At 72.5% G+C, this 23,609-nt stretch carries 20 protein-coding genes and 1 pseudogene; 16 read left to right on the forward strand and 5 right to left on the reverse strand.

All coding sequences use genetic code 11. The features are described from left to right. The first annotated feature begins 16 nt into the window (after positions 1 to 16). From ABFY03_RS32490 to ABFY03_RS32500, 3 genes are read left to right on the forward strand one after another with little or no spacing between them, the layout of a single operon-like run. Complete coding sequence (locus ABFY03_RS32490) at positions 17 to 1,846, forward strand: non-ribosomal peptide synthetase (protein ID WP_346171529.1); 1,830 nt, start codon at positions 17 to 19, stop codon at positions 1,844 to 1,846. Further along, positions 1,843 to 2,229, forward strand: a complete 387-nt coding sequence (locus ABFY03_RS32495; RefSeq protein ID WP_346171530.1) for a nuclear transport factor 2 family protein — start codon at positions 1,843 to 1,845, stop codon at positions 2,227 to 2,229. The genes ABFY03_RS32490 and ABFY03_RS32495 overlap by 4 nt, the downstream gene beginning before the upstream one ends. 6 nt (positions 2,230 to 2,235) lie before the next feature. After that, positions 2,236 to 5,319, forward strand: coding sequence for an AMP-binding protein (locus tag ABFY03_RS32500; RefSeq protein ID WP_346171531.1), 3,084 nt, complete (start codon positions 2,236 to 2,238; stop codon positions 5,317 to 5,319). A 1,283-nt stretch (positions 5,320 to 6,602) separates the two neighbouring features. Here ABFY03_RS32500 and ABFY03_RS32505 read toward each other — a convergent pair. Beyond that, positions 6,603 to 7,355: a sigma factor-like helix-turn-helix DNA-binding protein gene (locus ABFY03_RS32505; protein WP_346171532.1), complete on the reverse strand. Its 753-nt coding sequence runs from the start codon at positions 7,353 to 7,355 to the stop codon at positions 6,603 to 6,605. Between the two features lie 78 nt (positions 7,356 to 7,433). On the opposite strand from ABFY03_RS32505, the pseudogene ABFY03_RS32510 reads away from it, so the two are divergent. From ABFY03_RS32510 to ABFY03_RS32530, 5 genes and pseudogenes are all read left to right on the forward strand, one after another. Next, a pseudogene (locus ABFY03_RS32510) lies at positions 7,434 to 7,756 on the forward strand (transposase); the annotation flags it as partial. A gap of 478 nt (positions 7,757 to 8,234) precedes the next feature. Beyond that, positions 8,235 to 8,660, forward strand: a complete 426-nt coding sequence (gene panD / locus ABFY03_RS32515) for an aspartate 1-decarboxylase (protein WP_346171533.1) — start codon at positions 8,235 to 8,237, stop codon at positions 8,658 to 8,660. 18 nt (positions 8,661 to 8,678) lie between these two features. After that, a complete protein-coding gene (locus ABFY03_RS32520; protein WP_346171534.1) occupies positions 8,679 to 9,038 on the forward strand; it encodes a GNAT family N-acetyltransferase in 360 nt (119 codons plus the stop codon). A gap of 117 nt (positions 9,039 to 9,155) precedes the next feature. Further along, positions 9,156 to 9,386, forward strand: a complete 231-nt coding sequence (locus ABFY03_RS32525) for a hypothetical protein (RefSeq protein ID WP_319010559.1) — start codon at positions 9,156 to 9,158, stop codon at positions 9,384 to 9,386. A gap of 102 nt (positions 9,387 to 9,488) precedes the next feature. After that, positions 9,489 to 10,928 carry a transglycosylase family protein gene (locus tag ABFY03_RS32530; RefSeq protein WP_346171535.1) on the forward strand — a complete coding sequence of 480 codons (1,440 nt, stop codon included), beginning with the start codon at positions 9,489 to 9,491 and terminating at the stop codon, positions 10,926 to 10,928. Here ABFY03_RS32530 and ABFY03_RS32535 read toward each other — a convergent pair. Continuing rightward, entirely contained in the window at positions 10,809 to 11,777 is a 969-nt protein-coding gene (locus ABFY03_RS32535) for a DMT family transporter (protein ID WP_319010561.1), read from the reverse strand. The genes ABFY03_RS32530 and ABFY03_RS32535 overlap by 120 nt on opposite strands. Before the next feature lie 332 nt (positions 11,778 to 12,109). Here ABFY03_RS32535 and ABFY03_RS32540 point away from each other — a divergent pair, with 332 nt between their 5' ends. From ABFY03_RS32540 to ABFY03_RS32550, 3 genes are all read left to right on the forward strand, one after another. Continuing rightward, entirely contained in the window at positions 12,110 to 12,841 is a 732-nt protein-coding gene (locus tag ABFY03_RS32540) for an IucA/IucC family C-terminal-domain containing protein (RefSeq protein WP_346171536.1), read from the forward strand. Positions 12,842 to 12,904: 63 nt separating this feature from the next. After that, complete coding sequence (locus ABFY03_RS32545) at positions 12,905 to 14,380, forward strand: SDR family NAD(P)-dependent oxidoreductase (protein WP_319010563.1); 1,476 nt, start codon at positions 12,905 to 12,907, stop codon at positions 14,378 to 14,380. A gap of 282 nt (positions 14,381 to 14,662) precedes the next feature. After that, positions 14,663 to 14,833, forward strand: coding sequence for a hypothetical protein (locus ABFY03_RS32550; protein WP_319010564.1), 171 nt, complete (start codon positions 14,663 to 14,665; stop codon positions 14,831 to 14,833). A gap of 103 nt (positions 14,834 to 14,936) precedes the next feature. Here ABFY03_RS32550 and ABFY03_RS32555 read toward each other — a convergent pair whose 3' ends face one another. The 3 genes from ABFY03_RS32555 to ABFY03_RS32565 are packed head-to-tail and all read right to left on the reverse strand — an operon-like array spanning position 14,937 to position 17,799. Continuing rightward, positions 14,937 to 16,346, reverse strand: a complete 1,410-nt coding sequence (locus ABFY03_RS32555; protein WP_319010565.1) for a lipase maturation factor family protein — start codon at positions 16,344 to 16,346, stop codon at positions 14,937 to 14,939. A gap of 38 nt (positions 16,347 to 16,384) precedes the next feature. Beyond that, positions 16,385 to 16,924, reverse strand: coding sequence for a DUF1990 domain-containing protein (locus ABFY03_RS32560; protein ID WP_319010566.1), 540 nt, complete (start codon positions 16,922 to 16,924; stop codon positions 16,385 to 16,387). Beyond that, positions 16,921 to 17,799, reverse strand: a complete 879-nt coding sequence (locus tag ABFY03_RS32565) for a YndJ family protein (RefSeq protein ID WP_346171537.1) — start codon at positions 17,797 to 17,799, stop codon at positions 16,921 to 16,923. Before ABFY03_RS32565 ends, ABFY03_RS32560 begins: the two co-directional genes overlap by 4 nt. Before the next feature lie 185 nt (positions 17,800 to 17,984). Here ABFY03_RS32565 and ABFY03_RS32570 point away from each other — a divergent pair, with 185 nt between their 5' ends. From ABFY03_RS32570 to ABFY03_RS32590, 5 genes are all read left to right on the forward strand, one after another. Continuing rightward, positions 17,985 to 19,238 carry a DUF6777 domain-containing protein gene (locus tag ABFY03_RS32570; RefSeq protein WP_319010568.1) on the forward strand — a complete coding sequence of 418 codons (1,254 nt, stop codon included), beginning with the start codon at positions 17,985 to 17,987 and terminating at the stop codon, positions 19,236 to 19,238. Between the two features lie 47 nt (positions 19,239 to 19,285). Further along, positions 19,286 to 21,388: a SpoIIE family protein phosphatase gene (locus tag ABFY03_RS32575; RefSeq protein ID WP_386723793.1), complete on the forward strand. Its 2,103-nt coding sequence runs from the start codon at positions 19,286 to 19,288 to the stop codon at positions 21,386 to 21,388. Between the two features lie 85 nt (positions 21,389 to 21,473). Next, entirely contained in the window at positions 21,474 to 22,346 is an 873-nt protein-coding gene (locus tag ABFY03_RS32580; protein WP_319010569.1) for an Fpg/Nei family DNA glycosylase, read from the forward strand. Positions 22,347 to 22,389: 43 nt separating this feature from the next. After that, on the forward strand, positions 22,390 to 23,145 hold the full coding sequence (locus ABFY03_RS32585; RefSeq protein ID WP_346171538.1) for a LytR/AlgR family response regulator transcription factor: 756 nt from the start codon (positions 22,390 to 22,392) through the stop codon (positions 23,143 to 23,145). 75 nt (positions 23,146 to 23,220) lie between these two features. Continuing rightward, positions 23,221 to 23,604, forward strand: coding sequence for a DUF485 domain-containing protein (locus ABFY03_RS32590; protein WP_319010571.1), 384 nt, complete (start codon positions 23,221 to 23,223; stop codon positions 23,602 to 23,604). The last annotated feature ends 5 nt before the right edge of the window (positions 23,605 to 23,609 follow it).

Genomic DNA, 23,609 nt, shown 5'->3' on the forward strand with positions numbered 1-23,609 from the left:
GAGAACGGACTTCTCGATGTACCTCACCCAGCCTCCCCAGACCCTCCTCGCCCTGTTCCGCCTGAGCGTCGAGCGCTATGCGGACAAGCCGGCGGTCAGCGACGGCTCGCGGACCCTCGACTACCGGCAGCTGGACGCTGCCTCCAGCGCACTGGCGGCACGCCTGGTCTCGTACGGGATCGGCCGCGAAGACCGCGTCGGCCTGTACATGGACCGCTCGGTCGACGTGTTCGTCGCCCTGCTGGCGGTCCTGAAGGCCGGAGCCGCCTATGTCGCGGTCGACAGCCGTTACCCCGACGCCCGCCGAGACCTCATGCTGCGCGACAGCGGTGCGCGCCTGGTCATCGTCCAACCGGAGTGGGTGTCGCGGACAGCCGGTCTGGGCCTGCAGATCCTGCCGTTCGCCGTCCCCGAGCCGGACGCCGTCGAGGCCGCGGAGCCGGGCGTGGTGGTGGACCCGACCTCTGCCGCGAGCGTGCTGTTCACCTCGGGCTCATCGGGTACGCCCAAGGCCATCGTCCTGGAACACGGCAACATCGTGGCCTTTGCCTGCAACCCCGCGCTGCCGTCCCTCCGGGCCGGGGAACGGGTCGGGCAGATATCGAGCCTCTCGTTCGACCTGTTCCACTTCGAGACCTGGAACTCCTTCGCCTCGGGTTGCGAGGTCGTGGTCCTGCCGGCGGTGCCAGACTTGCTCGCGGCCGGCTTCGGCAGCGAGATGGAGCGTCTGCGCATCGACGCGATGCTGGTGCCGACCATGGTGGTGAACCACGTCGTGCGGGAGGACGCCCGCGCCTTCGACGCGTTGCGGCTGCTCCTGTTCGCCGGTGACGTGATCCTCCCCGCCGCCTGCGACGCCCTGTTGTCCGGGAGTTTCTCCGGCCATCTCTACAACCTCTACGGACCAGCCGAGGCGACAACCGCATGCACCGCGCACCTGGTGACGGCACGGGACGCCAAGAGCGACTCCGTGCCGATCGGCCGTGCGCTGCACGGTGTGGACGCGTACGTCCTGGACGCCGACGGCGTGCACGTCGCCGACGGCACGGCGGGCGAGCTGTACCTCGGCGGAGCACAGGTGGCACGCGGCTACCTCGGCCGGGACGACCTCACGTCGGAGCGCTTCGTCACGCACCCGGGGGTCGCAGGCGGCAAGAGGCTCTACCGCACCGGAGACCTGGTCCGCCGCGACGGGGACGGCGTCCTCCACTTCCTCGGCAGGGCGGACAACCAGGTGAAGGTACGCGGCTACCGGGTCGAGCCCGACGAGGTCGAGCGGGTGCTGCGCAGGCATCCGCAGGTGGACGACGCAGTGGTGCTCGCCGTGGGCGGTCCGGGGGACCGGCACCTGGTGGCCTTCGCCGCCAGGGGCGGCGCACCGGACCCGGCCGGTGACGGTGCACTGTCCGTGGCACTGCGGACCTTCGCCGAATCCGAGCTGCCCGAGTTCATGGTGCCGAGCGACTTCCGCATCCTGTCCGAGATACCGGCCAACCACCACGGCAAGAGGGATACGGCGGCGCTGCGCGCCCTCGTCGAGCACCGTACGGACTCCGGTCCGGCCGCAGCGGCCGCCAAGGCCGGACCGACGCCCGGCGCCACGGCGACGGAGACCGAGCGCTACCTGATCGCCCTGTGGGAGGAAATGCTCGACACATCCGGGGTCACCCCCGCGGACGACTTCTTCGGGCTCGGCGGCCACTCGCTGCTCGCCTTCCGCATGCAGAGCCGCATCGACAGGGAACTCTCCGTGACCTTGGAACGGGGAGCCGTACAGCGGCACACCGTGCTCAGCGACCTCGCCGCCCTCGTCGACGAGGCCCGTGACGAGGACATCCTGATATGACCGTCCTCAAGGCGACCCAGGTGGACGCGGCCGAGGCACTCATCCGCGCGTACTACACACGCGTGGACGACAACGACCCCGCCATGTTCGAGCTCTTCCACCCCGACATCCGCTACAAACGGCCCGGCTACCCCCTGATCGAGGGCATGGGAGCCTTCCGCGACTTCTACAGCGGCACCCGAATCATCAAAGAGGGCAGCCACCAGGTGCACTCCATGTTCCGAACCGGCAGCCGCATAGCGGTCGAGGGCTGGTTCACCGGCGTCCTGCGGGACGGTTCTCGCGTGCAGCTCCCCTTCAGCGACTTCTTCGACCTGGTCGAAGATGACGGGGCGATGCTCATCGTCTCCCGCCGCACCTACTTCGACGACACACGGGTTTGACGCGCCATGGACAGCATCAGCGATCCCTACACGTACGGCGAACGGATCGAACGCGTCGTCGCCCACCACGCGGCGCGGACCCCTCAGGCCGTCGCCATTCAGCAGGATGGGCAGACGGTCACGTACGCGCAGCTGTGTGCCCGGGCCGGAGCCATCGCCTCCGGCCTTCGGGCAGCGGGCGTGGGCGAGGGCGACACCATCCCCGTTCGACTGGGGCGTTCCCCCGACCTGGTGGCGGCCCTGCTCGGCGTTCTGGAGACGGGGGCCGCGTACATCGCCATGGATCCGGGTTGGCCAGCGGCCCGGTCTGCACTCGTCATCTCACAGGCGCAGGCACCTGTCGTGGTGGACGCAGAAACCCTTCCGGCGCTGTGCGCCGGGGCACCCACCGAGCCGCCCACGGGGGCGCAGCTCACTGACGGCAGCCGTGCCGCCAGCGTGTTCTACACGTCCGGCTCCACCGGTTCTCCCAAGGGGGTTCTGTCTCCGCACCGAGGCACCGTGCGCACCCTCGTCGGCCACCCGTCCATACCGCTCGACGCGAGCACCGTCTTCCTGCAGGCTGCCCCGCTGCCCTGGGACGGCCTCTCCCTTGAGCTGTGGGCTCCCTTGCTCAACGGCGGTCGCTGCGTACTGCTCGGCCGCGATCACATGGCGCTCGACACCGCTGTGCTACGGACCGTGGTGGACCAAGGCGTCAACAGCCTCTGGCTGACCAGCTCCCTCTTCAACGTCCTCTCCGAGGAGGACCTCGATGCGTTCTCCCGACTGCGGCTACTCCTCGTCGGGGGAGAGCGGGTGTCTCCCGCACACGTCCGCCAGGTGGTGCGGGCCTTCCCCGGTCTGCGCATCGTGAATGGATACGGCCCGGCCGAGAGCACCATTTTCACGACGACGCACGTCATCCGGCCCTGTGATGTCGACGAGGACGCGACCGAGATCCCCATCGGAGTGCCCGTCCCCCGGACCGGTGTGCGCCTGATCGACGAGGCGGGTGCCGTGGTGGCTCCCGGCGAGACCGGTGAGATCGCCGTCTCCGGCGACGGCTTGGCCCTGTGCTACCTCGACGATCCTGAAGCGACGGACCGTGCCTTCACGGTCGTTGACGGGGTGCGGCACTACCGCACCGGGGATCTCGGGGTCCTCGACGCAGAAGGAAACCTGCGCTACCGAGGACGTGCCGATCGAGAATTCAAGCTCAACGGAGTGCGGATCGCGCCCGGTGAGATCGAGTCGGTGCTGGAACGGCATCCGCGGATCACCACGTGCTGCGTCGTCCGGCTCGAACCACGCCCCGGCCGGCCTGAGATCGGCTGCGTGTTCACCACCAAGGACGGGGAGCCGGTACCGGTCCAGGAGATCCGGGAACACGCCGACCCGCACCTACTGCCCGCGATGTTGCCCACGAGGTCCCTCCATGTGGCGCGCCTGCCGCTGGGGCCCACCGGCAAGGCCGATCAGGCCGCCGCACGCGATCTTCTCGTCGCATCCCTGGATGCCGCCGCGGCGGCATCGCCCGCCGGCGAACCGACCTCAGAAGACGAGCACGCCCCGCTGTGGTCCCGGGTGCGGGAACTGTTCGAAGTGAGTCGGCCGGGCATGGACGAGGATCTCTTCGCGGCAGGGCTGACCTCGCTCGACGCCGTCAGGCTCGCCTCCCGCCTGTCCCAGTACACCGGGCGGCGGATCACGGTCGCCGACGTCTACCGCGAGCGCACTCTGCGTCGGCTGGCGGACGGCGGGGAAGGTGGTGGGAGGGGCGGAACCGGCATGGCCGAGTCAGCCATCCCGCGAAGGCCGGACGAAGCCACCGCACCCTTGTCGAAGGCCCAGCAGCGCTTCTGGCTGGCCGAGCAGTTCAGCCCTGGGCACTCCGACCATACGATCGTGCTCGGATACACGCTGCACGGTCCGCTCGATGCGGCTCGGCTGGGCCGGGCGATGCTGCGTCTCGTCGAGTGGCACCCGATCCTGCGCACCGTTTATCCCTTCGAAGGTGATGACGCGGTGCAGCGGGTCCTGCCGATGGAGGACGTTTCCTTCGCCCTCGAAACCGTGTCCTGCCCGACCGGTACAAAAGATCCGCGAGAACTCGCCGAACTCGTCACCGGCGACTGGTGGGACCTTCCCTATCGGCTCGAATCGGAGGCGTCCTTGCGGGCCCGGCTGTGCAAGGTCGATGACGGACTGCACGTGCTGTGCCTGCGTGTCCACCACCTCGCCTTCGACGGATGGTCCGAATCCGTACTGCTGCGGGATCTCGAAGCGGCATACGCGGACTCGGACCGTGGGAATCCCCAACTGGGCGTCGCCTACGCCGACTACAGCCGGTGGGAGCAGACACGGCTGCCGTCCTGGCGGGACCACGACATGCCCTACTGGAGCCGGCTCCTCCAGGACCCGCCCGAACCCTGCCTGCCGGAGCCGCGCAGGACGGACGAGGCGGCCCGCGCGGAGACGGTGCTGCACGTCGACACCGCGACGACGCGGGCCCTCACCCGGGCTGCCGGCCAACGTGGCGGTCTGCCCGTCAGCGGCCTCCTGGCCGCCGTGGCGCGGGCGATGTCCCAGGTATTCGGAGTGCGCGAGGTGTGCCTCGGTACGGTGACCTCCGGTCGTATCAGCCCGGAGGTGGAGCGAATCGTCGGCTACTTCGTGAACGCCTTGCCCATCCCCCTGAAGGGCATCCCCGACCTCTCCGACGGTGACCTGCTCGACCTTGCAGCCCGCATGGCCTCGCAGGCCACGGAGCACGGCCGCACCCCGTTCGACGAACTGGTCCGGCTCCTGCGGCCCGCGCGAGGGCGCCATCCGTGGTTCCAGGCCTGGGTCATCCTGCAACAGGAACCCGCCCGGGCCCGCCTGGGAGAACTGGTCGAGTGCCGACCGGTCCGAATCCGCCCGCCCCGGTCCGGGTTCGAACTGCTCTTGGAAGCGCTACCGCAACCCGACGGGAGCTGGGAACTGGTACTCGGCCGGCGCGAGGACGGCATGGACAGGGTGACCGCCTCCACCTTGATGGCCTCGATCGAGACCGCCCTGCGCGCGCTTGCCACGAGGGAGACGAAGATGTCGCCACCCCGCCTGTGAGTGCGCCGGGGCGGCAACCCCGACGTCAGCAATAGCCTCCCAGAGGTCAGCGGGGCGCGGCCGGGACTCCTGAGCGGCCTGACGATGCGTCGGGAAAGTCAGCTGCTGGTCAGCATGAGTCCTCACAGACCAAGCCACCATCTGGCATCTGGGAACTGTCACGTGGAGCCCGACGTCGTTGAGGCCGAGCCCGGCCGTCCTCGTCGGCGACACGGTTGCAGTCATCCACCGGACGACGAGGCTGCAGAGTAGGGCGACGGCAGCTTCGTCTCCTTCGTTCAGGCGAAGCGATCGCCATTTCGGCAGCAGTCCGATCTCAGGGTTCCTACCGTCGGCAGGTAGTGTCTCGCTGGGTGAGAGGACTCGAACGTGACCGACTCTGCCGTAGGTGTGCGCCCACCTGCTGTAGCGCGTCGGCTTCCCGGCCGGGCGAAGCGGCGCACGGCCGTCCTGCGTGAGTACGAGGAATTCAATTCCGAGCGCCGCAGGGGGATTCCTCCGGTGCTGTGGCCGTTCTTCGCGCCGGACCCGGCCCGGTACTTCCGATGGCGGGTTGAGCTGGATTGCGCTTGCATCAAGGAGCTACTGACAGCGGGTGACTGCATCCCGCCGAGCGAGAGGCAGGGGCGTGGCCTCTGGGACGGTGAAGCATTGCCGCCGGGGCAGGTGTACTGTCAGCACGGTGATTTCGGTGATGCCCCTACCACGACATCGTTGAGTGGGGAGACCGGCAAGGGGTGAGCTTTCCTGCGGACCCGGTGGCACCCCGAATGGGACGATGCCGACGTGTGGGCCGTGATTCGCCACGATGAAGTACACACGTCGGCCTTCTGGAAGGTGACACTGGCCTGCGGACACGTCGAAGAGGTCGTAGCGCCAGCCCTCGACTGGAAACCCGATGATGGGCCGCGCTTGGTCGAGGCCGCGAGGGTGAAACAGATGATCGATGAATTCGAGCAGGTCTGGGATTCAGACCCCATGCTTCAATCCGAACACCGGCCACTTCCACCTGAAGGTCTTCGATCTCGTGGTCGTCTTCGCCCACCGCGCCACGCACTCTGCTCGCGCCACGCCGTCCGGGAATCCTGCGAGGAGGCTATTGCTCAGAAACCCAAGGGTTCTCTTCGAAGGTGTAGTAGACGTGGGGACCGTGGAAGTAGCCGCAGACAGCTTGTGACTCAAGCCGACGGCGGACAGACGAACCTCCGGGATTCGAAATGGGCGTGGGTTCTTGGTTTGGGATGGCCCAGCCAGTTCCTGCCGAGGTGAGTCCGGGCTGCGACTCAGCCGGCGGTGTCGTAGATCTTGCGGGTCGCGGTGCGGGGGCGCCGCGGAGTGGCCGCGATCGGGTGTCCCTTGAACAGCACCCGGAACCACTCGTCTTCCAGGAGCACGGTGACGTTCTCTCCGCAGTACTGCATGCCCACATCGATGATCTGCCGATCCACCCTGATCTGACCGTTGTTGTGGACCTTCCTGGTCACGTGGAGCTCGTCAGCGAGATCCACAGGCGAATCCACGGGGCCGGTGCGCGCTGTGACGGCGGGCGGTTCGACATCCGGAAGCGGCGGGGTAACGATGGGAGGGTGAAGGTGTTCGAGGACACGATGGCGCAGCTTTGACATGGCTTTGGATTCGATCTGGCGCACTCGTTCCCTCGTGACTTCAAGGGCTTGGCCGATGGCATCCAGGGTCAGCTCGGGCCCTTCGTCGAGCCCGTGCCGCAAGGCGATCACCCGGAGCTCTCGCGCACTGAGGCAGTGGAGAAGGCGGTGGATTTCCTCCGGGGACAGGTCCTTGTAGTAGGCGTCGGGTTCACGCCAGTGCGGCCCGTGGAGGCTCCGGTCGGCCTCCTCGTGCAGCGCGTCGTCACCGATCGCCTCGGCCAGGTCTTCCAGCGGGACCGTTCGGCGTATACGAGATAGCAAAGTTCGCGCTTCTTCGATGGAGACACCCGCGCGGGCGGCCACCGCCGGAAGGTCGTCCTCCGGGGAGGTGTGCCCCAATGTCCGTGTTGCCCTGTCCAGTGCGGCCACCGCATCGTGGGCGTGCGCCGGCAGACGGACGGTTCGGTGCTGGTCACCAGCACCACACACTGCAACGGTGGTCGTTCCCCAAGGCCCGCCGAGCACTTCGACGTCGCCCAGCACGAACTCCTGGCGTTCACCACCTTTCTCCACGAGATCTGGCGGCACATCTGGTCCAACACCCCGCAAGAACGGCCGAACAAGGAGATCAGGCGCCGCACCGCCGTCGTCGGGATCTTCCCCGACCGCACCGCCGTCATCCGGCTCGTCGGCGAGTCGTGGCCGAGCAGAACGACGAATGGACCGAAGCCCGCTGCTACATGGGCCGCGAACTCCTCGCCAAGTCCCGACTCCACCCGATCGAGTCAGAAACCGGCGAACCTATCATTCCGACCGAACTCACCGCATAGCCTCAAAGACGAGATCGCCGAGTGGCCGTCGCTATACCACTCCAGCGGACGTGACCAGTACCGTCTGCGCGAGTGAAGGACTGGCGGAACTGCCACATAGCAGTACGGCAACTGGCCCAGGATGAAGAGGGTGCGGCCTGGTTTGCGGTGACCGGTTGCTTGATCACGGTGGGCAAGGCTGAGGTGCTCTCTGGGGAAGCGAGTCGGCCTGAGCCCTCCCAATTTGCGTGACGCGCCGTCAGGAAAGTCAGCATATGGTCAGCATCGGTCCCCCATATTCCGAAGCGGCTGTCTGATACGACGCCTGGGCGGCAGCGTCACAACAGCCTGGTGCCCGCGGAAGTGCAGGCCAGGGGCCTTCTCGCCGGAGGCAAGTCGATTTTCCTTGGGATCTCCGATCGGACGCCTCCCGGTGTAGAGTGCAGAACGCCCTTGACCTGCAGAAAGCGGGCAGGGAGCCGTCTTCTGGGAGCTCAAAATGCTGCGCACCATGTTCAAGTCCAAGATCCACCGGGCCACCGTCACCCAGGCGGACCTCCACTACGTCGGGTCCGTGACCGTCGACGCCGATCTGCTCGACGCCGCGGATCTGCTGCCCGGTGAGCTGGTGCACATCGTGGACATCACCAACGGTGCCCGGCTGGAGACGTACATCATCGAGGGGGAGCGGGGGTCCGGGGTCGTCGGGATCAACGGGGCCGCCGCGCACCTGGTGCACCCCGGGGACCTCGTGATCCTCATCAGTTACGCGCAGATGGACGACGCCGAGGCCCGGGCGTACGTGCCCCGTGTCGTGCACGTCGACGCCGCGAACCGCATCGTGGAACTGGGTGCCGACGCCTCGGCGCCCGTGCCCGGCAGCGACACCGTGCGTCCGCCGCACGCGGTGCCGGCACAGGTCTGAGCCCAGGGAGCGCTCCGCATGGCAGAGCAGCAGGCGGTCGAGCCGGTCATCCGTGACGTGCGGGAGAAGGGGCGGCTGGAGGCGTACGTCGACGACGTGTTCGCCGGCGTGATCGTCTACTTCGCCCTCGACGAGGAGCCGCACGCCCTCGTCGCCGTCCACACGGTCGTCGACGCGGACCACGAGGGCAGGGGGATCGCGGGAGCGCTCGTGCGCGAGTTCTACGCGATCGCCGCCCGCGAGGGCGTGCCCGTGGTGCCGCTCTGCCCGTACGCCGCCAAGTGGGCCGAGCGGCACCCCGACGAGGCCCCCCCGGCCTCCGCCGAGGTGGTGCGCGCGGCCAAGCGGCAGCTGGGCGCCACCCCCGGTCTGTGGTGAGCCCGCGCCCGCGCGCGTGACCCGTACGGAGGCGCGCGCGGGCCGGGACGGCGCCGCCGGTGCCACCCTGGAGGCGAGGGGGTGAGTCCGGGGGGACCGTCGACCGGGAGGTCCGTCATGACCCATCCGTATCCCGACCCGCTGCCGCCCTCGCCGATCCCGCCGCCGGAGCCGACGCCCCCGCCGGTGCCGCCGCCCAACCCGGTGCCCACGCCGCCCGACCCGGCGCCGCCCGCGCCGCCGCAGCCGGGCGGGCCCGTACCGCCTCCGGAGCCCCAGCCGCAGCCCGGCCCCGCCGGGCTCGGCAGGCCCGGCGCGTCGCCGCCCGGCGCGTCAACGGCGCTGTGACGCACGGGACTCCACGGACCTGGCGGACTTCCGCGACCGGCTTGTCACACAGCGTGCGACCCCCGTAACTTGGACCGCTGTCGCTGTGTTCTAGGGGGGCCCATGGCCGTACGCGGACGTCACCGCCGCCACCAGCCGAGCCGGATCAACCGCGCCTCGTTCACCGCCACCGTCGGAGGGGCCGGCATCGCGCTGCCGCTCATCGGTGCCGGCGCCGCCGAGGCGGCCTCGCTCGACGTGTGGGAGAAGGTCGCCTCCTGCGAGTCCTCCTCCAACTGGCGCATCAACACCGGCAACGGCTACTTCGGCGGGCTCCAGTTCAGCCAGTCGACCTGGGAGGCGTACGGCGGCCGCGAGTTCGCGCCCCGTGCCGACCTGGCCTCCAAGGACCAGCAGATCGCCGTCGCCGAGCGGGTCCTGAAGGGCCAGGGCCCCGGCGCCTGGCCCGCCTGCGGCAGCCGCGCCGGACTGGCCCGCGGCGGGCCCGCACCGGACACCGCCCCCGGCGGTGACGGCCGCGGGAACGACGTACGGACCGCGTCGCTGCCCGCGCAGCGCGCCTTACCGCAGGCCGCGCCCGAGAAGCCCGGTCCGACGACGGTGCCCACCGTCCGCGAGATGTACATCGTCACCCCCGGCGACTCGCTCTCCGAGATCGCCCGCGACGAACGGGTCCGCGGCGGCTGGCAGCGCCTGTACGAGATCAACCGCAAGGTCGTCGGCGACGACCCGGACCTCATCCACCCCGGCCAGCGCCTCACCCTGAGGATCGCCGCCCCCGCCCGCCCGCCGGCCGCGCCGAGCGCCCGCCCGACGGCACCCCGGCTGCCCACCGCCAAGCCCGTCACACCGCCGAAGCTCGCACCCCCCGCCACGCCCGCGCCGAAGCCGCCGGCCACGTCCGCGCCCGCCGCCAAGCCCCCGGCCGTCAAGCCAGCCGCCGACCGGCAGACCGCGAAGCCGCCGGCGAAGAAGGCCCCGGCACCGGCGGCCAAGCCGGCCGCGAAGCCCGCCGCCAGGCCGCAGACCCCGCCCCGGCCCCGGCCCGAGAGCAAGCCCCAGCCGAAGCCCGAGAACAAGCCGAAGCCCCAGCCCCGCCCCAAGCCGAAGCCGAAGCCGCAGAGCGAGCCCCGCGAGGACCGCTACTCCGCGCCGGTCTCCGCCGACATCGGCACCCGCTACGGCAAGCCCGGCTCGTCCTGGTCCAGCGGCTACCACACCGGCGTCGACTTCCCCGTGCCCACCGGCACCACCGTCAAGGCCGTCTCCGACGGCCGGGTCGTCACCGCCGGCTGGGGCGGCGCCTACGGGTACCAGATCGTCGTCCGCCACGACGACGGCCGCTACAGCCAGTACGCCCACCTCTCCGCCGTCTCCGTCCGCGAGGGACAGCGGGTCAGCGGCGGTCAGCGCATCGGGCGCTCAGGATCGACCGGCAACAGCTCGGGACCGCATCTCCACTTCGAGGTGCGGACGGGGCCCGGCTACGGCTCCGACATCGACCCCCTCGCCTACCTCAGGGCCCGCGGGGTCTCCCTCTGACGCGGAGGGCCCGTCCCCGCCGGGGCGGGCCAGCCGGTCGAGGGTCAGCTCGACCAGACCGCCCGCCGCGACCGCGCCGCACACCAGCGCCGCCACGGTGCCCGCCGCCCCGTACCGGAAGCCCTCGCCGAAGAGGGTGAGACCGACCGTGGCCGCCACCACCGGGTTCACCACGGTCACCGTGGCGAGCGGGGCGGCGAGCCCGGCGCCCCGGTAGGACGCCTGGGACAGCAGCAGTCCGGTGACGGCGAGCGCCGACAGGACCAGCGCGGAGCCCCACTCGGCGAGCGGGGCGTCCGCCGCCCACTCCTCGGCGACCGCCTTGGTGAAGACCGACGCCACCCCGAAGGCCACGCCCGCGGCCGCCGCCAGCGCGACCCCGCGCAGCGCGGAGCGGCCGGCCAGCCGCGCGAGCACGAACAGCGCCGCCACCACGGCGAAGGTGGCCCCGGCCAGCAGCCAGCGTTCCGGGCCGTCGGGGGTCCGTCCCTCCCCGCCGTCGGTCACGCTCAGCAGACCGGCCAGACCGGCCGTCGCCATCAGCGCCCCGTGCCAGGCCCGCCGTCCCGCCCGCCGCCGGACGAACAGGGCGGCCATCGGCAGCGCGAACACGATGGTGAGGGCGCCCAGCGGCTGCACCACGCTCAGCGGCCCGTAGGCGAGGGCCACGACGTGCAGGGCGGCGCCGAGCCCGTTCAGCAGAACGGCGCCCCACCAGACCGGATTGCGCAGCGGCGCGTACGTCAGCCCGGAGGCGGCCGCCGCGACCCTTTCCTGCACGATCGCCGCACCCGCGTACGCGACCGCGGAGACCAGCGACAGGACCACCGACACCAGCAGGGGACTCATACCCTCCACGATCGCCCCCCGGACCGTTCCCGTCGTCAGACCAGGGAACGCCTTCGCCGGTACCGCCGACGCAGTACGCGGGGGGCCCGTACACCGACAGGCGTACGTCATTGCAGCTCACAGGGGCGGAAAGCGGGTCAAGCCGGGCTCCGGAAGCGGTACCGGGGGCGTCCCGGCGAGCGGTCGGGATCCACATCCCGAGCCAGTCGCCCCACTTGCCGGTCCACTTTGGACCGCAAGATCCGGAAGCGGCCGAAGGTCCGGCCGGACGGCCGGGGTACGGTGGCGCCGCGCCGCCGGGGCCGTACCGGCGGGACCACCACGGGGGAGCGATGGATCCGGACGACAGCACGCCCGCCCTCGGCGGCTTCTTCGCCCTCCGGACCGCCCCGCCGCCCTCCGGCGGTCACCACCGCCCGCTCGCCCGGCTCTACGCCGGCGACGAGGACCCGGCAGGCGACGCGCCCCTCCACGCGCGCGTGGACCGGGTCGTCGCCGCCCTCGGCGCGCCCGAGCGGCGCGTCGGCGCCTCCGTCGCCCACCTCGGGCTCGCCGCCCGCCTCTGGTCCACGGCGCTCGGACCGGCCGCCCTGCACGGCCGCTTCCCCTCCCTCGACCCGGCGGAGCTGCACTGGGACCCGGCGCTCGGTGCCCCGGACGACCTGTGGTGGTCCGGCACCGACACCCGCCCCGGCACCGTGGCCGCGCTCCGCGAGGCCGTCCAGGAGGCCCATCTCGTCCCGCTGCACGCCGCCTTCGCCCGCGACGGGCGGATCTCGCCCCGGCTGCTGTGGGGCAACGCCGGGTCGGCGCTCGCCGGCGCCCTGCGTGAACTCGTCCGCTGGTCCCGCGCCCACGGCCGGCCCGGCACCGCCGACCGGGCCGCCGCCCTCGTCCAGGGTCTCCTCGACCACCCGGACCTCGCGGCGACCCTCCGCGGCCCGGCGCTGCGCCGCACCACGTGCTGCCTCTACTACCGGTCCGCCTCCGGCGGGCTGTGCGGCGACTGTGTGTTCGACCACGCCCCGGGAACGGGTTTGGAGCGGCGGCCCCCCGCTCCGTAAAGTTGACACTTCAAACCCCCCGGCGGCATCCCGCCCGCGAGCGATCGAGGAACGACCACGGCCATGACGGTGACTGAAGAGAACCAGGAGTACGGGCCGGGCATCGACCCCGAGCGCCTGGCCGTCTGCCTGAGCGTCCTCGACGAGCTGGAGAAGATCGAGGTCGACCACCCCGACGCGATCGCCGTCCGCCGCGCCACCGCCGGCATCTACCGCACGGTCAAGCAGCGCCGCCGCCAGGAGCGCCGCGCCGCCAAGACCGCGCACGACCGCGCCGTCACCGAAGCCACCGCGACCGGCTCCGCCCAGCGCATCGACGACGAGACCGAGGGCATCCTGCCCTCCTCCGTCACCGAGGCCGGGAAGATCGCGGGCATACTCCAGCGCCCCCGGTCCTGCTACACCTGCAAGACCCGGTACGTCGAGGTCGACTACTTCTACCACCAGCTCTGCCAGGACTGCGCCGCCCTGAACCGGTCCAAGCGGGACATCCGCGCCGACCTCACCGGCAAGCGCGCCCTGCTCACCGGCGGCCGCGCCAAGATCGGCATGTACATCGCGCTGCGGCTGCTCCGCGACGGCGCGCACACCACGATCACCACCCGCTTCCCCAAGGACGCCATCCGCCGTTTCAAGGCGATGGAGGACTCGGCGGAGTGGATCCACCGCCTGGAGGTCGTCGGCATCGACCTGCGCGACCCGGCCCAGGCCGTGGCCCTCGCCGAGCAGGTCGCCGCCGCGGGTCCGCTGGACATCCTGATCAACAACGCCACGCAGACCGTGCGCCGGCTGCCGTCCGCGTACGCGGCCCTGGTCGACGGCGAGAGCGCGCCGCTGCCGGCCGGCGAGCTGCCCGCCCACCACGTGATCGGCGCCTTCAACTCCGGCGCGGTCGACGGCCTCGCCGCGCTGCCCGTCGGCACCAGCGGCCTGGACGCCCAGAAGGTCGCCGACCTCGCGCTCGTCGCGGGCAACGCCGGCCTGGAGCAGTACCGGGCGGGCACCGCGATCGACGCGGGCGGCCTGCTGCCGGACGTGGTGGAGACCAACACCTGGGTGCAGACCATCGACCAGATCTCCCCGGTGGAGCTCCTGGAGACCCAGCTCTGCAACTACACATCGCCGTTCATCCTGATCAGCGCCCTGCGTCCGTCGATGGCCGAGGCCGCCGCCAAGGCCGCGAGCGGTCGCGCGTACGTCGTCAACGTCTCCGCCATGGAGGGCGTCTTCTCCCGCGGCTACAAGGGCGCCGGCCACCCGAACACCAACGCCGCCAAGGCGGCCATGAACATGGTGACCCGGACCAGCGCCCAGGAGATGTTCGAGACCGACAAGATCCTGATGACCTCCGTCGACACCGGCTGGATCACCGACGAGCGCCCGCACTTCGAGAAGCTGCGGCTCGCCGAGGCGGGCTTCCACGCCCCGCTGGACCTGGTCGACGGCGCCGCCCGCGTCTACGACCCGGTCGTGCGCGGCGAGGCCGGCGAGGACCTGTACGGCGTCTTCATGAAGGACTACTTCCCCGGCAAGTGGTAGTCCCGGCCCGTCGGCCCGTCTCCTGAGAGCGCCCTTTCCGCCCGGAAAGGGCGCTCTTCCGGTCTCCGTCACCCGAACGCGTCACACTTTTGAGCCCGCTAGAGCGCAAGCGCGCTCATTTGGTTACTCTGATGCCCACGGTCGGCCACCGGAGCGACACCCGCTCCACAGCCGGCCAGGGGACTGGCCACCCACCTCGGCCGCGGCCCCGCCCGAAGACCGGCGCCACCGCGACCGAACGGCCCCACGTTCCCCCTATGACGCGACACAAAGGAGTGCGCGGTGACACCCGAAACCACGAAGCAGGAATCCCGTCCGTCGGAACCCTCCGAACGGCAGCGGCGCAACGGCGAGCTGGGCAGCCTCGAAGTGTGGGCCCGCTCGGCCCCGATCCGCCTCGCGGGCTACGAGGACGACCTCGCCGAGCCCCACATCCTGCCCGGCGTCGACTGATCGCCGCCCGACGCGAGGCGTCGTCCTCCGGCCGCCCCGGCGCGGCCCGTACGGCCCCGGTGCCCCCGGTCCCTCCCGGACCGGGGGCACCGGCGTGTCCGGCTCAGCCCCGCAGCCGGACCGGCGGCAGGTACTCCCGCAGCAGCCGCCGCTGCCACCAGGCCCCCGTCGTGCGCAGCTCGCGCCAGGTGGAGAAGCGGTACCGGTAGAGCCGGGCGCGGACGTGGACCGGCGGGGCGTCCGGGAACGGATTGCGCGCGAGCAGCCGCAGGGTGTCCCGGTCCCCGGCGAGCAGCCGCTCCACGAAGGGCCCGAACCACTCGCGCGCGTAGCCGGGGGAGAGCGCCGCGAACCACATCAGCCAGTCGAGCCGCAGGTGGTACGGGGCGAACTGGCGGGGGAGCCGGCGGGGATCGCCGGGCTTGCCCTTGAAGGCGTACGCGCGCCACTCGGTGTCGGGGCCCGGCTCCGGGTCGCTCGTCCCCTCGACGACGATCTCGTCGCGGACCCGGCCGACCGTGCCGAAGGCCCCGTAGGTGTTGACCAGGTGGAAGGGGTCGTAGGAGCGGTTCATGGACTGGTGGCGGGAGAGCAGGTTGCGCACCGGCCGGTAGCTGCGCACGAGGACCAGGGCGGTGACGGCGAGGACCAGGGCCGCGTACCAGAGCGGCGGGTCGGGGCGGGGGTGGTCGCCGGTGAGGGAGGAGAGGTCGAGGGCGGCGGCCGCGAGCACGATCGTGAGCCAGTTGAGCCAGGCGAAGTTGCCGGAGAGCACCAGCCACAGCTGGGTGACGATCATCAGGGCGGCCGCGATCGTGGCCACCGGCTGCGGGGCGAAGAGCAGGAACGGCACGCCGAGCTGGACGACGTGGTTGGCGGCCGCCTCGACGCGGTGCAGGGGGCGGGGGAGCCGGTGGAAGAACCAGCTCAGCGGGCCCGGCATCGGCTGTGTCTCGTGGTGGTGGCAGAGGCAGGTCAGCTCGCGCCAGCACGCGTCGCCGCGGATCTTGATGAGTCCGGCGCCGAACTCGACGCGGAAGAGCAGCCAGCGGAGCAGCAGCAGGACGAGCAGGGGCGGGGCGACGTCGTCGTTGCCGAGGAAGACCGCGAGGAAGCCGGTCTCCAGGAGGAGCGACTCCCAGCCGAAGGCGTACCAGGTCTGGCCCACGTTCACGATCGACAGGTAGAGGCCCCACAGCAGCAGCCACAGCAGCATGGCGACGGCGAGCGGCACCGCGTCGCCGGCCCCGGCGGCCAGCGCCGCGGCCCCCGCGAAGCCGGTCCAGGCGACCGTCGCGAAGAAGCGGTCCGAGTAGTGCCAGTGGAAGAGCGAGGGCGTGCGGAGCGGGGTGGTCCGGCGCAGGTACTCCGGGACGGGCAGCATGCCGCGCTCGCCGATGAGCGCCCGGAACTGGAGGGCGGCCGACAGGAAGGCCACGCAGTACAGCACGGCCAGACCGCGCTGGAAGACGGTCCGGCCCAGCCACAGCTCGGGCGCGTTGAACCACTCCATCGTCTCCAGTATCGGCCCCGCGGGGCCGGTCCGGCGTCCTACCCGGCGGCGATCCCGGCGAGGACGCGGCCGAGCCGGCGGGCGTAGGCGAGCTGGAGGCGCGGGACCAGGGGCCCGGCGAGCCGGGTGTACCAGGCGGCGGGGCGGCTGAAGGCGGTGACGGTGAAGCGGACGGTGCCGTCGGGCTCCAGCTCCACCAGGAAGGACTCCTCGCCGCATTCGGGGTGGCCGGTGAGCGTGCCGTACGCGAAGCCGGCCCGGTGCTCCTCCTCGGGCACCCAGATCACCCGGCAGGGCGCCCCGAAGGCGAGCGGGCCGATCCCGAGCGCGACCTCCAGGGTGACGCCCGGAGCCGCCCGGCCGGCCGAGGAGCGGACACGGGCGCCGGTGGCCCGGTGCATCCGCCAGGTGGTGACGGCCTCGGCGGCGGCCCGGAAGGCGGCGGGGCCGTGGCCGACGGGCGTGCTGTGGCGCAGGTGGTGGTAGCCGTCGGGGAGGGCGCCGGGGGTGCGGGTGGCGCCGACCTCGCGGTAGGTGAGGGTGCGGCGCGGGGTCAGGTCGCCGAGGACGCGGGTCATGCCGGGAGCTCCGTTCGCGGGAGAGGGGCGGGGCGGTGGTGGCCGGTGGCGTGCAGCCGGCGCTGGGCGAGCAGGGCGCAGACGGCGAAGCCGAGCGCGTTGCCGACTCCGTGGGTGGCGGCCATCCAGGTCAGGGTGGGGTGGGGGATTCCGGTCGCCTCGCCCAGCGCCCACCAGAGCGCGAGCGCCATGGTGGCGACCAGGACCAGGGCGGAGACGGCGAGCAGGGTGCGGGTCGCGGGGCCGGTGGCGAGGGCGCGCCGCTCGCGCAGGGTGAGGACCGCGACGGCGGCCATGCCCGCGGTGAGCAGGGCCGCGCCGGCCAGTTCCGCCCAGTCGTCGACGAAGTAGCCGATCAGGACGAGCAGGGTGCCGGCGGGCACGCTGAGCGCCGCGGTGCTCGCCAGGGCGCCGTCGCCGGACGTACGGCAGAGCAGTCCGGCGACCAGCGCGGCGGCGAAGCCCGCGAAGTGGAAGTGCGGCACGGTCAGCGCCAGGAGGTCGAGGTCGAAGCCGAAGAGGGGGTACGCGGCCCGCTCGGCGACGAGCGCCAGTCCGGCGACCGAGGGGGAGACCAGGGCCGTGAGGACGGCGATCTCGCCGGGGCGCAGCGAGGTGGTCAGGGCGAGCCGGGCCGGGGCCTGGAGCGCGAGGGCCAGGGTGGCGAGCGCGTAGCAGGCCGCGAGTGCCGTGGCGGTGTCCGAGCGGGGCAGCCAGAGGGAGACGGCTCCCGGCAGGGCGAGCAGGGGCCAGGCCCGCCGCAGGAGGTCCCAGCCCGGCGGCCGGGGCCCCTCGACGAGGCCGAGCCCGGTCGGTACCACCCAGAGCATCCCGAGCGTCACGACCGGGATGACGAAGGCCGACAGTGCGGTCATGGCGGAGCAGCCCCCTTACTTGAACGTGTTCAACAGTGGCGGGACCGAGACTAGGGCCTCTCTTGAACGCGTTCAAGTCCGGGAGGGTGCTCCCCCCGCCGCCCGGTCGGCCGCTCTCCGCTTGCACCCCGTCACCGTCTGCGACAGAACAGGAGGAACCCACCCGAGCCGACCGGGAGAAGAACGTGCGCCTCACGCAGCGCCGGACGCGGAGCAACCCCGCCGCCGTCCGCCCCGCCCCCGGAGCCGCCCGCCACCAGGGCCGCCCCGCCCTCGCCGCGACGCTCGGCGCCGCCGCCCTCCTCCTCGCCGGCTGCTCGTCCGCCGACACCGGCGGCGCCGCCGGGCGGGCCGCCCTCGGCGCCGCCCACGAGGTGCACCTCCAGCCGGTCGCCGCCCAGGGCCCCGACCCCTTCACCGCCTCCACCGCCCGGGGTGCCGGACTGCGCGCCCTCCAGGAACCGGACGCCGCGGCCCAGCCCGTCAGCGCCCCCGGCATCCGTGAGGTCACCGGCTCCACCCCCGGCCTCTACGGCGGCACCCGCGCCGAGTCCAGCTGCGACGTCGAGCAGCAGGTCGCCTACCTCGCCGCCGAGCCCGCCAAGCTCACCGCCTTCGCCGAGGCCGCCGGCATCCCCGAGGGCGGTGTCGCCGACTGGCTGCGCGACCTCACCCCCGTCGTGCTGCGCGCCGACACCCGGGTCACCAACCACGGCTTCCGGGACGGCCGGGCCTCCGCCTTCCAGTCCGTCCTCCAGGCCGGCACCGCCGTCCTCGTCGACCCCTACGGCGCCCCCCGCGTCCGGTGCGCCTGCGGCAACCCGCTCCGCACGCCCGTCAGCGTCTCCGGGGCCGTCCACCACGGCGACCCCTGGACCGGCTTCGACCCGGACCGCGTGATCATCGTCAAGCCCACCACCACCGTCGTCACCAGCCTGGTCATCGTGAACGTCGCCGACGACAGCTGGATCGAGCGGAAGGCCGGCAGCGACGGCGACGAGGACCGCAAGCCGGACACCGTTCCCGACTGCGACCCCGACACCTGCGCCCTCAGCGACCCCGTCGCCCCGGACCCCGACGCGCCCGAGAGCGTCACCCCGAAGCCCCCCACGGAACGCCCGGCCGAGCCGCCCGCTCCCACGACACCCGACACCCCGGCCGCCCCCGCCACGCCGACGACGCCGGACGCGCCGAACACCCCCGACACCCCGACGACCCCGACGACCCCGGAGGAGCCGGTGGTCCCGGACGCGCCCTCGGAGCCGTACCCCGAGCCGGACGCGCCCGCCGACCCGTACCAGGACCCCTACACCGACCCGTACCAGGACCCGTACACCGACCCGTACACGGAGCCGTACCCGGACCCCGGCGGCGGCGATCCGCTCCTCCCGCTCCCCGTCGAGCCGGAGCCCGCCGAACCCGACACCTTCGCCGGCTGAAGATCTTTGTGGTGCGCGAGGAACGCGCTGGCCCTAGCGTGGCCCCCATGAGCGTGGGCAGCGGGGGAGCGGACACGGCCGGCCGGCCGGACACGGCACCGGCGGCGGAGGGCGCGGCGGCGACGCCGATCCTCAGCGCGTTCGGAGCCGCCTTCCGCATGGGCGGCTTCGACTGGGACCTCGTCACCGGCACCATGGAGATGGACGAGGCCGCCCTCGACGTCTTCGACTTCGACCCCGCCGAGTACGACGGGCGCCCCGAGACCCTCGGCAGCCGCGTGCTGCCCGACGAGGGCCGCCAGCTCGACACCCTCGTCGCCCAGGCCCTCAAGGACGGCAGCGAGCAGTACGGGGCGTACTTCCGCATCCGCCGCCGCGACGGCTCCCACCAGTGGACCCACACCCAGGGCATCGTCTACCGGGACCCGACCGGCCGCCCCGTCCGGATCGTCGGCGTCCTGCGGGACGCCACCCACGAACTGACCGAGTCCGCCGCCCGCCTCGGCCTCGACGAGGGCCGCCGGCAGCGCGCCGGGGTCGTCGAGGGCACCACCGCCGCCCTCGCCTACGCCCGCACCGTCCAGGACGTCATCGACCTCCTCAACGACTCGCACGCACTGGAGCACTTCGGCGCGGCCAGCCTCGTCATGGGCCTGTTGGAGGCCGGCCGCATCCACCTCGTCGCCGAGGGGCCCGACGGCGCCTTCGTCCCCGGCACCCGGTTCACCCGCGTGGACGAGCCGTACCCGATGAGCGAGGTCATCCGCACCCTGCGGCCCCGCTTCATCGACACCGCCGAGGACTTCGCCGCCTCCTTCCCCGTCCTCTGGCCGCACATCAGCGGCCTCGGCATCACCGCCGCCGCCTACCTCCCGCTCATCGCCCAGGCCCGGCCCATCGGCGCCCTCGGCCTGCTCTACAGCGACAAGCGCGGCTTCAGCGAGGACGAGCGGACCCTGCTCGTCGCCCTCGGCAGCAGCATCGCCCAGAGCCTCCAGCGCGCCATGCTCTACGAACAGGAGCACGACCTCGCAGAAGGGCTCCAGCAGGCGATGCTGCCCCGCCGGATCACCGAGGTGCCCGGCGCCCAGATAGCCGTCCGCTACCGCTCCGCCCGCCTCGGCCGGGACGTCGGCGGCGACTGGTACGACGTCATCCCGCTCCCCGGCGGCAGGGTCGGCGCCGTCATCGGCGACGTGCAGGGCCACGACACCCACGCCGCCGCCGTCATGGGCCAGCTGCGGATCGTGCTCCGCGCCTACGCCGCCGAGGGCCACACCCCCGCCACCGTCATGGCCCGCGCCTCCGTCTTCCTCCACGAACTCGACACCGAGCGCTTCGCCACCTGCACCTACGCCGAGGCCGACCCCGGCACCGGCGTCGTCCAGGTGGTCCGCGCCGGACACGTCGACCCGCTGGTCCGCGAGGCCGACGGCACCTGCCGCCGGGTCCCCGTCGAGGGCGGCCTCCCGCTCGGGCTCTCCGCCGAGTTCGGCCGCCTCGACTACCCCGTCACCACCGTCGAACTCGACCCCGGCCAGACCCTCATGCTCTTCACCGACGGTCTCGTCGAGAAGCCCGGCGCCGACCTCGACGAGGGCCTCGAATGGCTCTCCTCCCTCGTCCGGCACGGCCCCGCCGACCTGCAGGAACTCGCCGACCACCTGTGCGACGTCGTCGCCGACCGGGGCGGCGAGGACGACGTCGCCATCCTGCTGCTGCGCCGCCTCGGCGCGTACACCCCGGCCGGCGGGCGCTTCCGCCAGCACGTCGCCCAGAGCGACCCCGAGGCGCTGAGCGCCGCCCGCCACATGGTCCGGGCCGCCGTCCGCGCCTGGGGCGCCGGCTCCCGCGCCGACGAGATCGAGCTCGTCGCCGACGAACTCATGACCAACGCGCTCATGCACACCGACGGCGGCGCCATCGTCACCCTGCGGATGCTGCCCGGCGCCGAACGGCGGCTCCGCGTCGAGGTCGAGGACCGCTCCAGCGCCCTGCCCCGCCGCCGTGAGGCGGGCGAGGCCGGCGTCTCCGGCCGCGGCCTGCTCCTCGTCGACCAGCTCTCCGACAGCTGGGGCGTCGAGTCCCGCGGCGGCGGCAAGTGCGTCTGGTGCGAGTTCGCCGTCCCGGACCAGGACCCCGGGGACTGAACCCGCACCCCTGCCCCGCGCCGTCGCCCCGCGTCCCGGGAGCGATCGGCGCGCGGCCGGCGGTGCCGTGCGGCAGGGTGGTGCCATGCCCGAACTGCCCGAGGTCGAAGCCCTCCGCGCGTTCCTCGGCGAGCACCTCGTCGGCAAGGAGTTCGCCCGCGTGCTGCCCGTCGCGATCAGCGTCCTCAAGACGTACGACCCGCCGCTCGGCGTCCTCGACGGCGCCGAGGTCACCGGCGTCGCCCGGCACGGCAAGTGGCTCGACATCACCGCCGCCACCCCCGCCGGACCCCTGCACCTCGTCGTCCACCTGGCCCGGGCCGGCTGGCTCCGCTGGCAGGACCCGCTGCCCTCGGGACCGCCCCGCCCCGGCAAGGGCCCGCTCGCCCTGCGCGCCGCCCTCACCGGCGGCGACGGCTTCGACCTCACCGAGGCCGGCACCACCAAACGCCTCGCCGTCCACCTCGTCCACGACCCCCAGGAGGTCCCGGGCATCGCCCGCCTCGGCCCCGACCCGCTCGCCGAGGACTTCGGCCCCCGTGACTTCGCCGCCCTCCTCGCCGGCGAACGCCGCCAGATCAAGGGCGCCCTCCGCGACCAGAGCCTGATAGCGGGCATCGGCAACGCCTACAGCGACGAGATCCTGCACGCCGCCCGGATGTCCCCCTTCAAACCCACCGCCACCCTCACCCCCGACGAGACCGTTGCCCTCTACGAGGCCCTCCGCACCACCCTCCAGGACGCCGTCGCCCGCTCCCACGGCCTCGCCGCCGGCAAGCTCAAGGCCGAGAAGAAGACCGGCCTGCGCGTCCACGGCCGCACCGGCGAACCCTGTCCCGTCTGCGGCGACACGATCCGCGAGGTCAGCTTCTCCGACTCCTCCCTCCAGTACTGCCCCACCTGCCAGACCGGCGGGAAGATCCTCGCCGACCGCCGCCTGTCCCGGCTGCTCAAATAGGCACGCCGGGACCGGCCGCCGCCCCTGAAGTAGGCTCCCGCGCATGCTGCGCGTACTGGCCGTCGACGACGAGGAACCCGCCCTCGGGGAGCTGCTCTACCTGCTGCGCGCCGACCCCCGGGTCCGCACCGCCGAGGGAGCCGGCGACGCGACCGCCGCGCTGCGCCGGATCGGGCGCGCGCTCGACTCCGGGCCGGACGGCGAGGAGACCATCGACGTCGTCTTCCTCGACATCCACATGCCCGGCCTCACCGGCCTCGACGTGGCCCGCCTCCTCGCCGGCTTCGCCCGCCCCCCGCTCGTCGTCTTCGTCACCGCGCACGAGGGCTTCGCGCTCACCGCCTTCGACCTCAAGGCCGTCGACTACGTCCTCAAGCCGGTCCGCCGCGAACGGCTCGCCGAGGCGGTCCGCCGCGTCCACGAACTCGTCCACGCCACCACCCCGCCGCCGCCGGCCGCCGCCGCCCCCGAGCAGATCCCCGTCGAACTCGGCGGCGTCACCCGCTTCGTCGCCGTCGACGACATCGCCTACGTCGAGGCCCACGGCGACTACGCCCGGCTCCACACCGACCAGGGCAGCCACCTCGTCCGCATCCCGCTCTCCACCCTGGAGGAGCGCTGGGCCGACCGCGGCTTCGTCCGCATCCACCGCAGCCACCTGGTCGCCCTCGACCGTGTCGAGGAGCTCCGCCTCGACGGCGGAGCCACCTCCGTCCGGGTCGGCGCCACCGACCTCGCCGTCAGCCGCCGGCAAGCCCGCCACCTCCGTGACCTGCTGATGCGCCGCGCCGGCGGCTGACCGCACCCCCTACCGGCGCGCGGTCCCTTCTGCCTACACTCCACGGGCCCACCCGCCCGTCAGAGAGCGACGCCGATGCCGGAGCACCCCGAGCCGCGCCGGCCCCGGCGCGAGACCGTCACCCACGCCACCGCCCTCGGCGACCGGCCCGGCCGCGGGCTGCGGACCCGGCCGCTGCACCCGCCGGCCCGCTCCGAGATCGACGAGCAGACCACCCTCGGCCACACCTACGTCCGCTCCCTGATGCGCAGCCAGCTCCGCGCCGCCCTCACCGCGCTCGGCGCCCTCGCCCTGCTCGTCGGCACCCTGCCGCTGCTGCTCGCCCTGCCCGCCCCCGAGGCGCTGGTGTGGGCCGCGCTCGGCGTCGGCGTGTACCCCGTCGTCTGGGCCGTCGCCCACTGGTACGTCCGCCGGGCCGAGCGCAACGAGCGCGACTTCACCGGCCTCGTCGAGCGCTGAGGAAC

This window comes from Streptomyces roseofulvus, from assembly GCF_039534915.1.
GTDB lineage: Bacteria > Actinomycetota > Actinomycetes > Streptomycetales > Streptomycetaceae > Streptomyces > Streptomyces roseofulvus.